The 16,056-nt window shown below is 65.8% G+C and carries 17 protein-coding genes; 6 read left to right on the top strand and 11 right to left on the bottom strand.

Annotation, left to right across the window (positions count from 1 at the left end):
• The first annotated feature begins 43 nt into the window (after nucleotides 1–43).
• The 5 genes from CFK21_RS03845 (at nucleotide 44) to CFK21_RS03825 (ending at nucleotide 6,170) form a co-directional block, all read left to right on the top strand.
• A complete protein-coding gene (locus tag CFK21_RS03845; RefSeq protein WP_172844244.1) occupies nucleotides 44–1,348 on the top strand; it encodes an outer membrane beta-barrel protein in 1,305 nt (434 codons plus the stop codon).
• Between the two features lie 4 nt (nucleotides 1,349–1,352).
• On the top strand, nucleotides 1,353–3,110 hold the full coding sequence (locus CFK21_RS03840) for a GumC family protein (protein WP_157745328.1): 1,758 nt from the start codon (nucleotides 1,353–1,355) through the stop codon (nucleotides 3,108–3,110).
• 316 nt (nucleotides 3,111–3,426) lie between these two features.
• Nucleotides 3,427–4,236 (top strand): CpsD/CapB family tyrosine-protein kinase, encoded by an 810-nt coding sequence (locus CFK21_RS03835; protein WP_096364926.1) that lies wholly within the window; start codon nucleotides 3,427–3,429, stop codon nucleotides 4,234–4,236.
• Nucleotides 4,237–4,376: 140 nt separating this feature from the next.
• A complete protein-coding gene (locus CFK21_RS03830; RefSeq protein ID WP_096364924.1) occupies nucleotides 4,377–5,768 on the top strand; it encodes an ExeA family protein in 1,392 nt (463 codons plus the stop codon).
• 3 nt (nucleotides 5,769–5,771) lie between these two features.
• Nucleotides 5,772–6,170 carry a VanZ family protein gene (locus CFK21_RS03825; protein ID WP_197702990.1) on the top strand — a complete coding sequence of 133 codons (399 nt, stop codon included), beginning with the start codon at nucleotides 5,772–5,774 and terminating at the stop codon, nucleotides 6,168–6,170.
• A 250-nt stretch (nucleotides 6,171–6,420) separates the two neighbouring features.
• Here CFK21_RS03825 and cysQ read toward each other — a convergent pair whose 3' ends face one another.
• Together cysQ and nudE are read right to left on the bottom strand one after the other, a co-directional pair.
• Entirely contained in the window at nucleotides 6,421–7,227 is an 807-nt protein-coding gene (cysQ, locus tag CFK21_RS03820; RefSeq protein WP_096364922.1) for a 3'(2'),5'-bisphosphate nucleotidase CysQ, read from the bottom strand.
• Complete coding sequence (gene nudE, locus CFK21_RS03815; protein WP_096364920.1) at nucleotides 7,220–7,765, bottom strand: ADP compounds hydrolase NudE; 546 nt, start codon at nucleotides 7,763–7,765, stop codon at nucleotides 7,220–7,222. Before nudE ends, cysQ begins: the two co-directional genes overlap by 8 nt.
• A 263-nt stretch (nucleotides 7,766–8,028) precedes the next feature.
• On the opposite strand from nudE, the gene yrfG reads away from it, so the two are divergent.
• Nucleotides 8,029–8,709: a GMP/IMP nucleotidase gene (gene yrfG, locus CFK21_RS03810; RefSeq protein ID WP_096364918.1), complete on the top strand. Its 681-nt coding sequence runs from the start codon at nucleotides 8,029–8,031 to the stop codon at nucleotides 8,707–8,709.
• A gap of 185 nt (nucleotides 8,710–8,894) precedes the next feature.
• Here yrfG and CFK21_RS03805 read toward each other — a convergent pair whose 3' ends face one another.
• The 9 genes from CFK21_RS03805 to gspG all read right to left on the bottom strand — a co-directional run bounded on the left by CFK21_RS03805 (nucleotide 8,895) and on the right by gspG (nucleotide 15,709).
• Entirely contained in the window at nucleotides 8,895–9,302 is a 408-nt protein-coding gene (locus tag CFK21_RS03805; protein ID WP_096364916.1) for a YkgJ family cysteine cluster protein, read from the bottom strand.
• A 291-nt stretch (nucleotides 9,303–9,593) separates the two neighbouring features.
• A complete protein-coding gene (locus CFK21_RS03800; protein ID WP_096364914.1) occupies nucleotides 9,594–10,385 on the bottom strand; it encodes a type II secretion system protein N in 792 nt (263 codons plus the stop codon).
• Complete coding sequence (gene gspM / locus CFK21_RS03795) at nucleotides 10,382–10,873, bottom strand: type II secretion system protein GspM (RefSeq protein WP_096364912.1); 492 nt, start codon at nucleotides 10,871–10,873, stop codon at nucleotides 10,382–10,384. Before gspM ends, CFK21_RS03800 begins: the two co-directional genes overlap by 4 nt.
• Nucleotides 10,870–12,087 (bottom strand): type II secretion system protein GspL, encoded by a 1,218-nt coding sequence (gene gspL / locus CFK21_RS03790; RefSeq protein ID WP_157745326.1) that lies wholly within the window; start codon nucleotides 12,085–12,087, stop codon nucleotides 10,870–10,872. Before gspL ends, gspM begins: the two co-directional genes overlap by 4 nt.
• A 69-nt stretch (nucleotides 12,088–12,156) precedes the next feature.
• Complete coding sequence (gene gspK / locus CFK21_RS03785; protein WP_157745324.1) at nucleotides 12,157–13,098, bottom strand: type II secretion system minor pseudopilin GspK; 942 nt, start codon at nucleotides 13,096–13,098, stop codon at nucleotides 12,157–12,159.
• Between the two features lie 179 nt (nucleotides 13,099–13,277).
• Nucleotides 13,278–13,940 (bottom strand): type II secretion system minor pseudopilin GspJ, encoded by a 663-nt coding sequence (gene gspJ, locus CFK21_RS03780; RefSeq protein WP_157745322.1) that lies wholly within the window; start codon nucleotides 13,938–13,940, stop codon nucleotides 13,278–13,280.
• Nucleotides 13,941–14,121: 181 nt separating this feature from the next.
• A complete protein-coding gene (gene gspI, locus CFK21_RS03775) occupies nucleotides 14,122–14,463 on the bottom strand; it encodes a type II secretion system minor pseudopilin GspI (RefSeq protein WP_096364903.1) in 342 nt (113 codons plus the stop codon).
• Between the two features lie 288 nt (nucleotides 14,464–14,751).
• Nucleotides 14,752–15,294, bottom strand: a complete 543-nt coding sequence (gene gspH, locus CFK21_RS03770) for a type II secretion system minor pseudopilin GspH (protein WP_157745320.1) — start codon at nucleotides 15,292–15,294, stop codon at nucleotides 14,752–14,754.
• Nucleotides 15,287–15,709: a type II secretion system major pseudopilin GspG gene (gene gspG, locus CFK21_RS03765; protein ID WP_096367479.1), complete on the bottom strand. Its 423-nt coding sequence runs from the start codon at nucleotides 15,707–15,709 to the stop codon at nucleotides 15,287–15,289. The genes gspH and gspG overlap by 8 nt, the downstream gene beginning before the upstream one ends.
• Nucleotides 15,710–16,056: the final 347 nt, after the last annotated feature.

The following is a 16,056-nucleotide window of genomic DNA, read 5'->3' as shown; positions in this document are numbered from 1 at the left end:
AAAAAGAACGATGCTCACCCAACATTTCCGCCAGGAGGATGAAATGCACGCCGCAAACACTTGCGCCTTCGCAAAATCCGGCATCGCAGCAATTATCGGCCTGTATTTCATTCATTCACCATCGCTCAATGCGGCCGAATGGTATCTGGAGCCAAGCATCAGCGGCAGGGTGGAATACAATGACAATCTGCAGATGCGTTCACGTGACGAGCTTTCCGCCACCGAATATGCCATTAAGCCCAATATCAGTCTTGGCCGTCGTACTGCGCGTAGCAATCTGCAGGGGTATCTGGCCTATGAGCCACGCCGATTTACAGAAGACGAACTGAACACCAACAGCAGCTGGATCAACCTGAACGGTTATTACGGTCTTACTGAACGCCAGCAGATTAACCTGAGTTTCAGTCAGATAAAAGACACCACTCTGGAGAGCGAACTGGAAGAGACCGGTATTATCTATGATCGCGCCGAAAGGAACCGGATCAGCGTAAACCCGGGATGGAGTTATGCATGGAGCGAGACAACGGCGCTGAACGCGGCCATCGGATATACCACTGTCGATTACGACGAATCCCCAAACACTGGTATTAGCGACTATGATACTGGCAGTGCGACCTTTTCTGTTGCGTATCGATCAAGCCCGGCCACCATGTGGACACTGGGCCTTGGTGCGACACGTTATGAACGCGATGACGGACTGGTTAAATCTGAAAACACCCAGCTTACGCTGGGCCTGGAACACGATTACACGCAACGCCTGAAATTCTCTGCCTCAGCAGGCGTTCGCCAGACAGAGACAGAAGTGCAGCGGGGCAGTCTCGAATGCCCCGCCGGCACAACCCTGGTGCCGTTTGAACTCATCCCTGTCCTTGGCGCACCCTGCATTGATGTTGACACCTTCACCCCGACGAACTTCATCGTGGTAACCGAACCCACGACAGGGGACAGTACCGGCGCACTCGCATCATTAAACACCACTTATCAACTGGAACGCGGTGAGATTGGCATCGACATATCCCGCACCGTCTCGCCCAGCGCCATCTCCGGGCTGATCGTGACCGACAAGGTTGGCGTCAGCCTCAGCCACCGGTTCAGCGAAACGCTTACGGGCCGGTTCCACGCAAGCTGGTACCAGACCCAGAATACGGATGACTCCAACACCCAGGTCGATCGCACCTATTTTCGCGTCGCCCCATCCCTGGAATGGAAACTGGCCCGGGACTGGAGATTTGCGGCCCAGTACCGATATATGAAGCAGGAAAGGGAGGGGGCGTTAGATTCTGCCGCCGGAAATGTAGTATCTTTGTCGCTTACCTATGATTGGCCTCCTTACACAGCATCAAGATAATTAATTGAAATCCAAGAATATGACCGAGAACACCAAAGACCTCAGCGATTATCTCAGCGCCTTCAAGCGCCGCCGCAGCGCCATTGCGGCGACCTTCCTGGTGATCTTCACCCTGGGCGTGATCATCGCCCTGGTCTGGCCACCGACCTATGAGTCCTCCGCCACCATCCTGATCGAGGAGCAGGAGGTGCCGCGCGAACTGGTCCAGTCCACAGTGACCAGCTACGCCGCCCAGCGTATCCAGGTGATCAGCCAGCGCGTCATGACCCGCGCCAACCTGATGCAGTTGATCGAGAAGTACGGTCTCTACCGGGATGAACTCGAACGTCAGACCACCGAGGAGGTCCTGGCTTCCATGCGCGAGGACATCGGCGTACAGATGATCAGCGCCGAGGTCATCGACCCCCGCAGCGGCCGCCCCATGCCGGCCACCATCGCCTTCGAACTCTCGTTCAAGGGTGAGAACCCGACCCAGGTGCAGAAGGTCGCCAGCGAGTTGACCAATCTGTATCTGAACGAGAACCTCAAGGAGCGCACCAGCCAGGCCGCCCAGTCGCTGGCCTTCCTCAGCGGCGAGGCCAACCGGCTCAAGCGCCGGATCGGCAGCCTGGAATCCGAACTCTCCACCTTCAAGGAACAGCACCTGCATTCACTGCCCGAGCAGGCGCAGCTGACCACCCAGCTGATGGACCGCACCGAGCGTCAGCTCGACGATGTCGACAACCAGATCAACGCCCTGGAGGATCGCAAGTTCTATCTGGAGGGCCAGCTGGGCCAGATCGAGCCGCACGGCCAGAACGTGGAGATGAATCCCGCCGCCCGGCTCAAGGCCCTGCGCACCCAGTACTTCGCCCTGAGCGCGCGCTACTCACCCGACCACCCGGACGTGCGGCGCCTGCAGCGCGAGATCGAGAGCCTGGAACAGGAAACCGGCCTGGGCCCGGACCGCGCCTCCCTGCTGGAGGAGCGCGACCGGCTGCAGACCGAGCTCGCGTCTCTGCGGGAGAAATACGCCCCCGAGCACCCGGACGTGGTCAAGCTGCAGAAGACGGTGGACGAACTCAATGCGCAGATTGCGCAGACCCCGGAAACCCCGCCCGCCCAGCGGGCCCCGGACAATCCGGCCTATGTCACCCTGCAGTCGCAGCTGGAATCCACCCTCAACGACATCCGTGCCCAGGAGGCCCGAAAGGCTCAACTCCAGGCCGACCTGAAGAAATACGAGCAGCGCCTGGCCGCCGCGCCCGAGGTGGAGCGCGAATATCGCTCCATGCAGCGTGAACTGCAGAACACGGTGGCCAAGTACCAGGAGATCACCGCCAAGGAGATGCAGGCCCAGATCGCCCAGCAGCTGGAATCCGAGTCCAAGGGCGAGCGTTTCACCCTGATCGACCCGGCCGCATTGCCGGAGGAGCCGGTCTCCCCGAACCGCCCGGCCATCATCTTCCTCAGCTTCGTGCTGGCGCTGGGCTCGGGCTTCGGTCTTGCCGCCGTCGCCGAGAGCCTGGACCATGCCATCCGCGGCGCCAAGGGCGTGGCCAACACCCTGCAAGTGATGCCGCTGGCCGCCATCCCCTACCAGCGCACCGAGGGCGAGACGCGCAAACGCCGCAGCCGCAAGTGGAAGGTGCTGGGCGGGACCGCAGTCGCTGTGCTGATCGCCGTCCTCGCAGTGCACTTCTTCATGTCACCGCTGGATGTGCTCTGGTTCCGCATCCTGCGCAAGGCCGGCGACATGACCGGGATGGATTTCATCGGCTGAGGGATTTCATAGCCACGGAAAACACGGAAAGCACGGAAACGTCTACGAGTAATCAAACTCCGATTATTACCTTACCGTCATTCCCGCGAAGGCGGGAATGACGGAATAGAGACAAACCCAGCTTTCCATTTTTTTGTATGTCCGTGCTTTCCGTGTTTTCCGTGGCTATCAATTAATCACTTATTATTACTAAAGTTTTTCTTCCCGCTGCCCGATAGCCTGAACATCCGCCCCTGGCTGTTATCGGGCCGATACAATCACGGTTATAATGCGGGGCCGGCCACCGGGCCGGCGATTTGCCAAAGAGGTTTGAGATATGGAGCGCATCAAGGTCGCGCTGGAAAAGGCACGCAAGGACCGCGAGAGCGGAAGCCAACCCCAGGCCCACCGCCCCGCGTCACCGGGCCGGGCCGTGGCCAAGGCCGCCTCGACCAAGGACATCAGCTACACCCAGACCCGGACGACCAGGGCCTCGAATATCGCCATGAAAAAGCACCGTATCCTGCCCGCCTACCCGAGCGGCGAGTATGCCGACGCCTTCAAGATCCTGCGCACCCAGGTGCTGCAGCGGCTGCGCGAGAACGACTGGAACGTGCTGGCCGTGACCAGCCCGTCGGACGGCGAGGGCAAGACGGTCACCGCCATCAACCTGGCTGCCAGCATCGCCCTGGAGATCCACCACACGGTCCTGCTGGTCGACGCCAACCTGCGCCAGCCGTCGATCCATGACTACCTGGGTATCGGCGCGGCCCAGGGCCTGAGCGAATATCTGCTGGATGAGGTCGATCTGGCCGACCTGCTGGTCCATCCCGAGGGCCTGGAGCATGTGGTGCTGCTGCCCGGCGGCCGGCCGGTGCAGAACTCGGCCGAACTGCTCAACTCGCCACGCATGATCCAGCTGGTGGAGGAACTCAAGACCCGCTATCCGGAACGCATTGTGGTGTTCGATCTGCCGCCGGTGCTGACCGCGGCCGACGCCCTGGCCTTCGCGCCCTATGTGGACGCCGCCCTGCTGGTGCTGGAGGACGGCAAAACCCAGCAGCAGGAAGCGCAGCGCGCGGTCGAACTGCTGGAGAACACCAACATCCTCGGTACTGTGCTGAACAAGAGCGACGCCGCGGGCTGACACGCGATGGGTTGCGCTTCGTTCCACCCATCCTACGCACGATCCGGGTGTTGTAGGATGGGTGCAGGCGCGCAGCGCCGTAACCCATCACATGGCGGATAACCCATGATGGGTTGCGCCTCGCAATGACGGATTGATCTATGTACGAAGCCCACTACGGATTCCGCGAGAAACCCTTCTCGCTGCTGCCGGACCCGAGCTTTCTCTACCTGAGCAAAAAGCACCGCATGGCCCTGGCCATGCTGGAATACGGCCTGGCCAACCAGGCCGGCTTCACCGTGGTCAGCGGCGGCATCGGCACCGGCAAGACCACCCTGATCCGTCACCTGCTCAACAACCTGGAGCAGGACATCACGGTCGGCCTGATCTCCAACACCCATCGCTCCTTCGGCGAACTGCTGCAGTGGATCCTGCTGGCGTTCAACCTGGACTACCGCGACAAGGGCAAGGTGGAGCTGTACCAGGCCTTCGTCGATTTCATGATCCAGGAATACGCCCGCAACCGGCGCACCGTGCTGATCGTCGACGAGGCCCAGAACATGGCCCCGGAGACGTTGGAGGAACTGCGCATGCTCTCCAACGTCAACGCCGACAAGGACCAGGTGCTGCAGGTGGTGCTGGTGGGCCAGGAGGAGCTGCGCGACACCCTGCGCCGGCCCGACCTGGTGCAGTTCGCCCAGCGCATCACGGTGGACTATCACCTCACCCCGCTGACGGCGGAGGAGACCCGCGATCTGATCCGCCACCGGCTGGAGGCCGCCGGCGGCGATCCGGAATTGTTCACCGAGGCCGCCGCCGAAATCGCGCACCGCTTCAGCGGCGGCGTGCCGCGGCTGGTCAACCTGCTGTGCGACACCGCCCTGGTCTACGGCTACGCCGAGCAGCGTGAGCGCATCGACGCCGACCTGATGAACGAGGTGGTGCGCGAGAAGCAGGCCGGCGGCCTGTTCCCGGCCCCGCCGCCGGGCGCGGCGCGTACCGACCAGCCGGTCCCGGAGCCGGCCCGGCCGGAAACGCCGCCGGTCGCCGGGCAGACGCTTCCTCCGGCGGCGGTCCCGGCAGGGCCGCCCGCCACGACCACTGCGGCGGAGCCCGCACAGCCGCCCGCCCGGACAGTGTCTGACAGCGATCCGGATATCGACCCGGCTCTGGTTCAGACCCGGCCGTTCCGGGTCGCCATCGTCGGCGAGTCGGCCGTGCTGCGCCGCCACCTGCGGCGGCTGATCGAACCCTACAATATCCGGGTGGTGGGCGAATTCGGCCTGCAGGACAGCCAGTCCCCCGAACTCAATCCCTATCACGTGGACATCCTGCTGATCGACATCAGCGAGGCCGCCGAGGACTGCACCGCCGAGATCTGCGATCTCATCACCGAGTGGAACATCCCGGTGCTGTTCAACGACTGCCAGCAAACCCAGGCCAGCCTGGACGGGCGCGACCCCCAGTTCGCCCAGCGCCTGGTCGCCAAGCTGGTCGACCTGCTGCCGCCGCAGCTGCGCGCCGACCCGGCCGCCCGCCCCAACCGGGCCTGATCCGTGCTCTCACTGCACCGCCTGGCCGGCCACCCTGCCGTGCGCCTGCTCAGCCTGGTGCTGGCCCTGGTCTGGATGGGGGTGCTGTATCTGCTCTCCGACCAGCCGGCCATCGACGCCCCCATGCTGTTCCCCGGCCAGGACAAGCTGTTCCACGCCATCGTCTACGCGGTGCTGGGCGGGCTGTATCTGGCGCTGTTCCGGCCGGGTCCGGCCGGCTATGCCGCGCAGGCGCGCTGGCTGGCGCTGGGGCTGGCGGTGCTGTACGGGATCAGCGACGAGTGGCACCAGAGTTTTGTGCCCGGGCGCGAGCCGGATGTACTGGACGTGCTGGCCGACGGGGTGGGGGCGGCGGTGGGGGTGATGGTCCTGCACACCCTGGTCAGAAGACTCAGCACGTAGGATGGGTGGAGGCGCGTGCGCCGCAACCCATCATGTGCCGACCACGATGGGTTACGCTGCGCTTCACCCATCCTACGCTCTACCTCCGTCATTCCCGCGCAGGCGGGACAAAAGCGCGAAGCGCGTTGAACGCCCACAGGGCGGCCCGAAGGGCGAGCGCAGCGAGTAATCCATAAGCCGCCGTGGCCACTGGATCCCCGCCTGCGCGGGGATGACGGGGTAAATTCAAAGGTCCCCAGTACCCCGCACCTCACTCCAGATACTGCGCCCAGTCCCGGCTGTCGTCCGCGATCACCAGAAAGAAGGGATTGAGCACCGACTCCTTCTGGTTGTAGCGCAGTTCCTGCATTTCCAGGTCCGTGACCCGGCCGCCGGCCTGCTCGACCACGCACTGGGCCGCGGCGGTGTCCCATTCCGAGGTCGGGCCCAGACGCGGGTAGATGTCGGCCTCGCCCTCGGCGACCAGGCACAGCTTGAGCGAACTGCCCATGCTGACGATCTCGTGCTCGCCGAGCTTGTGCAGAAAGGCCTCCAGGCTGTCGCCGCGATGCGAGCGCGAACCGACCACCCGCACCGGCCCGTCACTCAGCTTGCTCACCCGGATCGGTTCGGCCGGCTTGTCGCCCACCTGTTTGGTCGCGCCCTCGCCCTCGCAGCCGGTGTACAGCCACTGCTTGACCGGCACATAGACCACGCCCAGCACCGGCCGGCCGCCGTGGATCAGGGCGATATTGACGGTGAACTCGCCATTGCGTTTGATGAACTCCTTGGTGCCGTCCAGCGGATCGATCAGCCAGTACCAGTCCCACTGGCACCGCTCGTCATAGGGCACGTCGGCGGATTCCTCCGACAGCACCGGGATCTCCGGGGTGAGCGCGCGCAGCCCGTTGATGATGGCCGTGTGCGAGGCCATGTCGGCGGCGGTCAGGGGGGAGTTGTCCTCCTTGGACTCGACATCGAAATCGGTGTCGTAGACCTCCAGGATGCGGGCACCGGCCTCGCGGGCCAGATCCTTGACCTGCGCCAGCAGGGAGCGGGGATCGACGGAATCACTCATGCTTGAACCTCTCACGTATCAGAAACAGCGCGGCGATACTGCGCGCCTCGGTAAAGTCATCGCGGGCCAGCAGCGCCGCCAGGTCATCGAAACGCCAGCGCACCAGTTCCAGCGGCTCGGGTTCGTCGCCCTCCAGCGCATCCGGATGCAGTTCGCCGGCCAGCACCACCTCGGTCATATGCCCGAAATAGCCCGGCGCCAGCGACAGGCGGGTGACCGGTTCCAGCCGGCGCGCGGCCAGGCCGAGCTCCTCACGCAGTTCGCGGTTGGCGGCGGCCAGCGGGTCCTCGCCCGGCTCGATCCGACCCTTGGGAAAGCCCAGTTCGTAGCGCTCGGTGCCGGCGGCATACTCCCGGATCAGCCAGAAGCTGTCGGCGTCGATCAGGGGCACGATCAGCACCGCCCCCGACGCCGCGGCCTGCAGGCGCTCGAAGGTACGCTGCTCGCCGTTGCCGAAGCGCAGGTCCAGCGCCTCGATCTCGAACAGGCGGGAACGGGCCACGGAGCGGACGTTCAGGATTTCGGGGTCATGTGACATAATGGGTTGTCATTGCGAGGCGCATAGCGCCGCGGCAATCTCTCAGGGACGACGCGCCCGACCGGGCGCGCCGCATTCTCCTTTTTTATTTCGTCATTCCCGCGAAGGCGGGAATCCAGTGGTTTAAGGGCTATAGATTCCCGCCTTCGCGGGAATGACGGTGTAGCCAGGCTTCCCAGCCACCGTGCAACAGAAGACCCTTGATATTATCATTCGCATTCTACACCCCCGGCCCCACCGCCGCGACCCGAGCGAGACGCACCATGCTGACCTGGAACCGCATACAGACCCTGCTGCTGGACATGGACGGCACCCTGCTGGACCTGCACTTCGACAACCATTTCTGGCTGGAGCACGTACCGCTGCGCTACGCCGAACGCCACGGCCTGGCCCCGGACGAGGCCAAGGCCCGGCTGTATCCGCGCTTCCGCGCCATGGAAGGCACCATGCAGTGGTACTGCGTCAACTACTGGACCGAGCAGCTGGATCTGGATATCGCCGAACTCAAACGCGAGATCCGGGAACTGATCGCCATCCATCCGCATGTCACCGATTTCCTCGACCTGGCCCGCGCCCACGGCAAGGAGATCGTGCTGGTGACCAACGCCCACCACATGGCACTGGAACTCAAGCTGCAGGAGACCGCACTGGGCGGACATTTCGACCGCCAGATCTGCTCGCACGATTTCGGCCGCCCCAAGGAGGACCGCCGTTTCTGGGACTGGCTCAAGGACCGGGTGCCCTACCGGGAAGACGCTGCCCTGCTCATCGACGACAGCCTGCCGGTGCTGCGCTCGGCCCGTGACTACGGCATCGAGCACCTGCGGGCGGTGAAGCGCCCCGACACCCGCGGGCCCGAACGCGATACCGGGGAGTTCGAGGCCATCGACGGGTTCGATGAACTGATCCGGTCGTTGGGTTCAGAAGGGTGTAGGTCGGGTTAGCGCAGCGTAACCCGACATATACCGCGATCCACGTCGGGTTACGCCCTGACGGGCTAACCCGACCTACGATTCCGTTGCCTCCGTCATCCCGGCGCAGGCCGGGATCCAGTGGCCGCAGCGCTAGCTGGATCCCCCGCCTGCGCGGGGATGACGGCTGAAACAGAATATGGGCCGCCACTCCTCACTCACCCGAACCGCGCATCCCAGCGCCTGAACCGCTGCCTGCAGTAGGCATCCAGCGACGCGTAGTCCGGGAAATACAGATCGAATCCCTCCTCGGCCGGCTGGTCGAATTCGCAGAAGTCGTTGGTGTAGTCCCGGCACAGCTGCGGGCGGGTGGCGTAGATGCCGCAGCGCCCGTCCGGCTGCAGGAAGTTGCAGGGGTGGGTAATGAGCAGATACCAGCCGTCGCTGTCGCGGTAGGCCTGCACGCCGCGATGGGCGAGCTGCCACAGCAGATGATCGAAGTCGGCCATGGAGCGCGGCCCCGGGATCTTCTGGGTGATGTAGGTGCAGCACTTGCTGCCGGGGCAGAAGCCGCATTTGTTCTCGGGGGTGATCTCGATGTGACGGGGTGCCGGGGTACGTGTCATGGCTCCAGACTCTTCGCGTAGGATGGGTGGAGGCGCGCAGCGCCGCAACCCATCGCGATGCCGGGCAACGATGGGTTACGCTTCGCTTCACCCATCCTACGCTGCCTGTAGGATGGGTGGAGGCGCGGCGCGCCGCAACCCATCGCCTGACCGCAGCCATGCTGGGTTACGCTTCGCTTCACCCATCCTACGCTGCCTGTAGGATGGGTGGAGGCGTGGAGCGTCGCAACCCATCGCCTGACCGCAGCCATGCTGGGTTACGCTTCGCTTCACCCATCCTGCCCATGCCGATCAGGGCAGTGGCAGCCGGCCGCTCTGGCGCAGATTGTGATAACCGCGGGCATCGGGCCGGCCCATGAGCGCCAGGCTGTCGCGCAGTTCGGGATTGTCGCGCGCGCGCAGTTGCAGATCCAGCCGGTAGCGGCCGCTGGCCGGGTCCAGGCGGGCCTCGCCGCCCAGGTCCAGGTCGCCGCCGCGGTCGGAGAGCCGCGCCACCAGTCCGGCCTCCTCGCTGGCCAGTTCGGCGACCAGGTGCTCCAGCCGCGCGGCCAGCGGGCTCTGCAGTCCGGCCTCGCGCCATTGCAGCTGCCCCTGGAGTTCGCGCGGCAGACCGTCCGGGCCCACCACCGCGCGCGTCAGTTCCAGGCTCAGCCGTCCGCTGGCCTGCACCGGGACCGGCAGGGCGGGCAACCGCTGCAGCAGTTGCGCAGCGGTCAGTTCCAGATCGAGGGCGTCGATGTAGAGGCTGCCGCCGGGGCCGACGGCCAGCCGCCCCCGCCCGGCGGGCACACTGGCGGCTTCCAGTTCCAGGCTCAGGCCGAAGCGGCCCCGCAGCAGGGCGGTCGGCCGCCAGCGCCACTGCAGCGGACCCAGGACGAACCCTTCCAGCTGCAACCGCTCGACCCGGCCATGCCACCAGGGGCCGCTCACCCCCTGCAGCCGCAGTGCCGGGGCCTGGGGCAGTTCGGCCAGCCGGGCCGTCAGATGTCCGGTCAGCCGGGCCGCCGGCAGGGTCAGGAACAGCAGCAGAAGATAGAGGGCAGCGCCGGCAGCCAGCCATTTCAGCCAGGGCTTCAACCTCATGCCGGGGCGTCCAGGGTGAGCCGGATATTGACCCGGCCCGGCGCCTCCTCGCGCTCGATGGTGATGGTCTGGGTGAAGACGCCGTACTGGCGCTGCAGGCCGTCCAGCCAGCGCATGAAGTCATCGAAGGCGATCTGTTCGAACTGCACCCGCACCCGGGCCTGACCTTCGGGCTCGATGCGCTTGAGGCCGGTGTTCAATCCGGCCGTCCGCGTGGCCTGATCGACCACCGTCAGCAGCGAGCGGCCCTGCAGACCGCCCGCGCCGCCGGCGCCGCCGCTGCGGCGCAGCTGTGTAATCTCGGCGGCGGCCTGCTGCATCCAGGCCAGGTCCTCCTCCTGTACGGCCACGCCCTGCTCCAACGCCTCCACCCGCTGGGCCAGCGGTTCCCACAGCCACAGCCACAGTACCAGCAGCAGCAGGACCGCGGCGCCGGCGGCCACGATCGCCCGCTCGCGCGGCGCCAGGCTCAGGAACCAGGCCTTCATGTGCGTGCCCCGGCGATGCGCAGCCGGCCCTCGACCCGGCGCTGGCCGCCGGCAGTGGCGGACTGGATCTCGACCTGCAGCCGGCCGCCGGCCGCCAGCTGCTGCTTGAGCCTGTCCAGGCTCTGCAGATCGCTGGCGGTGAGTTGCACGTCGAGCTGGCCGTCGCGGTAGCTCACGCCCTGCAGCTGCACCCCCTCGGCGGCACTGAACACCTCGCCGGCGCTGGCCAGCAGACCGAGGAAGTCCAGCGCGTCCTGCCCCTGGGCCCGGCGCAGGGCCAGCAGCTGCTGCTCCATCTGGTGGCGGGCATTGACCACCCGCCGGGCCTGGGGAAAGGTGTCGCGGTAGAGTTGCTCGATCTGCGCGGTGAGTTCGCTCTGGCGCGCCTCCAGCCGCTGCAGCTGCACCGTCTTGCCGACCAGGGCCAGCACCAGGGCCGCCAGCACCAGTCCGGCGGCGGCGCGCCAGGGCCGCAGCAGGCGTCCGAGTTGCTGCTGGCGGCTGTAGTCGCCCTGACACAGGTTGATCAGGCCGGTCTGCACCAAGCCGCCGGCCAGGTGCTCCAGCGGCGTCTGGGCCCAGGCGCCGGTTTCGGGTTCCAGCCCCTCCCCGCCGGGCAGTTCGGCGTCCCCGCTGCCGGTGGTCAGCCAGCGCAGCCGGCGCGGCTCGCCCAGCCGGGCCGCCAGCGCCGGCCAGATGTCCCGGTCGACGGCATAGCCCGCACCGTCCGGGCCGCGCAGCAGCAGCCGGTCGGCCGCGGCGTCGATCAGTCCCGTCCAGGCATCGGCGGCGGGCATCAGCAGCTGGGTCTCGGCATACCAGGCCGCCGGCTCCAGTCCGGCGCCGTCGCACCAGTCCCGCCACTGCGCCATCCGCTCGCGCGCGGCCACGGCCACGCCAACCCGGCCGTCTTCGCCGCGGCTGCCGACAGCAAAGTGCAGGCTGTCGACGTCGTCGGCCAGTTGTTCCTCCAGCGCATAGGGCACCGCCCGGCGCATGCGCTGGCGGTTGTCGGTGGGCACCTCGACCCGGAACAGGGACACGTCCGTGCCCGGCACCGCGAGCACCACCCGGCGGCCGGCGGCCTGGGCCGCGAGGCTGGCGGGCGTCCCGCGCTGGACCTGGGTCAGCGGCTTGCCGTCAGCACCGATCACGGCGTATTCGACCGTTTCGTCGGAGGCGTCGGAGAGGCGTATCAGCAGGGTTTCAGGCATGGTTATCGTTTTATGGCATCCGCTGGCGAAGACAGTAACCGAAACACTCCACCTTGGCAAAACGGGCATTCACTGCGTACCCCGGGTGCGTTGCAGCGTGGTCAGCTGCTCACCGTCCCGGCGCAGCAGGCTGAACAGGCGGCTGCGGGCGGTGCCGATGTCGACCTCGGCCTCGACCACGAAGTACTGGCTGCTCACGGTGAGATTATCCAGCTGCGGGGCGCGCCCGGCCAGGGCCGGCTCCTGGGCGAAGGCATCGACCGATTCGTAGCCGTCCTCGCCGCGTGCCGTGACCAGCTGGCGGGCCTCGCTCTCGCTCATGTCCTCGACCAGCATCTGCAGCAGCACGAAGGGCCGCGGCTCCTGCTCCGGGACCGCGACCGTGTTGACGTTGAGTGCGGTGGGCTGCGGCAGGGCGGTGACGAAGGGCTGCAGGCGCCGTACGGCCTCGGCGTCATAACCCCGGACGTAGTACAACTCGCTGACCGCGGTCAGCCGGCGGTTGGCGGCGCGGTAGGGCGGGCTCTCCAGCAGGTATTCGTTGTCCTCCGCGCCGTTCAGGCGCAGATCGATATCGGCATCCAGCCAGTCCAGCAGACTGTCGGCCAGTTCCGGCGCCAGCTGCAGCAGCGCCAGCAGGCGCCGGTAGCGCTCCACCGCCAGCGGGTTCTCGGCGCCGGCATCGGTCACCAGGTTGTTGAGATTGAACCGTCCCTGGGCATCGCGGATGCGGCCATTGATCTGTCCGCCCGGCACCGGCACCGGCGCCAGCTGCGTGGCCCAGGCTTCGCGCAGGTGATCGGTCTGGTTGTCCCCGGCGTCGCGGGCCAGGATCAGGCGCGCCCAGGTCTCCACCCCCTCGGCGTAGGCATAGGCCTGATCGCCGTCGAGCAGGTTGGCGCTGCGGCGCAGGTCGTACTGCTGACGCGCGGCCAGGGTCACGGCCGTGATGGTGGCGATGCTCACCAGCAGGATGGCCGTGATCAGGGCGATACCGCGCTGTCGCTGCATAGGATACATTCCGTCGGAAGACATGTTTGTCAGCGCGTAGGTCGGGTTAGCGCAGCGTAACCCGACAGCCCGCGGCCTGTTGGATTACGCTGCTACGCACCTGACCCAACCTACATCCACTCCCATCCGTTGTTGTTTGCGTATGGCTCCCTGGCAAACAGGGTTATCAAATCATCCATCTATCCCGGCAGCCGGAACAGCCAGCGCAGTTCGCCGCGGCCGGTCAGGCGCAGAATGACCTCGGCGGCACGCGGCAGGCCGGCCTCTTCCAGGACGTTGGGCGGCGGCCACTGCGGCTGCCAGTCGCCGTCGGCGTCCAGCCAGCGCAACTCCAGCGCTTCCACGCCGTCCAGCAGCTCCCGATCCAGCGGCTCGCTGTCCTGGGCCCGGTCCAGCACCAGCCACTGATGGCGGACCAGGGTCTCGTCATCCAGCCGGTAGGCCACCCGCATCAGGGTGCTGCGATCCTGGCCGGCGGGATTGCGCCAGCCGCCGCGGGTCAGCGTCAGCATCACCCCATAGCGGCTGCCGGCCTGCAGGGCCAGTTGCTCCCCGCCCAGTTCATCGCGGACCGGCCGCGCGACCACCTGCTCCAGATCGCGCTGCAGCCAGCGGTAGGCCTGTTGCAGTTCGGTGAGCGCGCGGGCACTCTCCTCGACCCGGGCCTGGGTCAGCAACACGCTGTTGAGGCCGCTGTGAGCCACCATGGCCAGGATGGCGAAGATGGCCACGGCGACCAGCATTTCCAGCAGGGTGAAGCCGCGTATGGCGTGAGGCGTGAGGCGTGAGGCGCGAGGAGAGCCAGGGCAGGTCGGGTTGGCGCAGCGTAACCCGACACGCACGGCGGCTCCCGTCGGGTTACGCCCTGACGGGCTGACCCGACCAACACGACATCCGTCATCCCCGCGCAGGCGGGGATCCAGTGGCCGCTGCGGTGTCTGGATCCCCGCCTGCGCGGGGATGACGGGTAAGGTAAGTGTGGCTGCCGCCCCGGTTTTCTCCTCACGCCTCACGCCTCACTCCTCACGGCCGCTCCATGAACCCTGTCAGCAGCGCCAGCGGCTCGCCGTCGTCGTCGCGTCCGCGCCAGACCCGGATCTCGGCTCGCACCAGGTCGGGATCGGGCGTGTCCTCGAACTCGACCTCCCAGTGCCAGTCGAGTTCGGCGAAGCGGGTCTCGTCCTGGCGCCGGCGGCTGCCGGCGCTGCGTTCGGTCAGACGCAGTTCGTTGAGTACATTGCGCGCCACCCAGTGGGCATAGGTGCGCTGCTGCAGGTAGTCGAGATTGCCGGCGTAGCTGCCGCCGGCCTTGACCGCGGCCAGCATGCCCAGGCTGATCACCAGCAGCGCGACCAGCAATTCCATCAGGGTGAAGCCGCGGTGGGCGTGAGGCGTGAGGCGTGAGGCGTGAGGCGAGCCAGGGCAGGTCGGGGCAGCGCAGCGTAACCCGACAGGCACTGCGGTTCCCGTCGGGTTACGCCCTGACGGGCCAACCCGACCTGCGCATCCGTTTCCGTCATCCCGGCGCAGGCCGGGATCCAGTGGCCGCGGCGGTATCTGGATCCCGGCCTGCGCCGGGATGACGGGTAAGCGGGCGGCGGGCAAGGGGCGAATGGCCGCCGTCAGCCGGGGGGTCTCCTCACGCCTCACGCCTCACTCCTCCACCCGTTCCCACTCCAACTCGCCGAGCAGATTACTGGTGACCCGGAACCGACTGTCGGTATCGCGGGCCTCGAACCCGGCCACGAAGGGGCTCACCTCGCCGCTGGACAGCAGCAACAGCGTGGGCTTGATACCGGCTTCGTCCTCGGCATCGACCAGGGTCATCTCCCGACCCTCCAATTCGAGTTCCAGGCGGGTGCCCGCCTCCAGTTCGCGGGTCCGGAACAGGGCATCGTCCTCGATCGGGATCCACTCGGGTTCCCGGCCGAGCGTCTCGTCCAGGCGCAGAAAGCGATAGCGGTCGGGCTCGACCTGTACCGCCCATTCCTCGCTGCGCAGCACGGCCTGTTCGGCAGCCAGCCGCACCAGGGCGGCAAAGCGCTGGCTCTCCCGCGCCAGGGCATCGCCGCGGCGGTCGCCGCCGACGGACAGGGTCACGGCAGTGACCAGGATACCGACGATGGCCAGCACCACCAGCAGTTCGAACAGGGTGAAGCCGGCCGTGGGACGCGCAGCAGGAGAGGAGCTATTCAAGATCCCAGTTGCCGATATCGTCGTCGGTGTTGGGGCGGCCGTCAGGACCAATGGAATAGATATCGATCTCGCCGTGCTGACCGGGGTTGAGGTACTGGTAGGGCCGCTGCCAGGGATCGCGTGGCATGCGGTCGAGGTAGCCCCCCTCCTTCCAGTTCTGCGGTTCCGGCGAGGTGGGTTTCTCCACCAGCGCCTCCAGCCCCTGGTCGGTGGTCGGATAGGTATAGTTGTCCAGCCGGTAGAGGTTCAGCGCCGATTCCAGCGCCTGGATATCCGCCCGCGCCTTGACGATGCGCGCCTCGTCCGGGCGGCTCATGATCCGCGGCACCACCACTGCGGCCAGGATGCCGAGGATGACCACCACCACCATGATTTCGATCAGGGTGAAACCCTGTTGCTTGCGTTGCCTGCTCATGCCTGTTCCTTTGAATGATTGCGGCTCGATTGTAACGCGAATCGGATGACAGATAGAGTGCCCGGTCATTAGACTGACCTCCGGTAAAGAGCGCCACGGAATACACGGAAGGCACGGAAATAAATAATTCTTTTCATTCAAGTCCAAGAATGATCGGTCTCATGCAAAGCTTCCGAACCAATCAGGAGAAGAAAAATAATATATGAATCATTATATTAATGAGATTTATCGGACCATCCCCGGATAGAGGGAACCCATCATGGCACTCAGTAACCAAATCATGGAGTTCTATTCTTCTTCCGTGCCTTCCGTGTATTCCGTGGCGCTCTTTGGCATCTTGAAAACAG

The organism is Thiohalobacter thiocyanaticus (assembly GCF_002356355.1).
GTDB lineage: Bacteria > Pseudomonadota > Gammaproteobacteria > Thiohalobacterales > Thiohalobacteraceae > Thiohalobacter > Thiohalobacter thiocyanaticus_A.
Note: the sequence above shows the minus strand (reverse complement) of the source record. Positions and strands in the feature narration are given on the sequence as shown.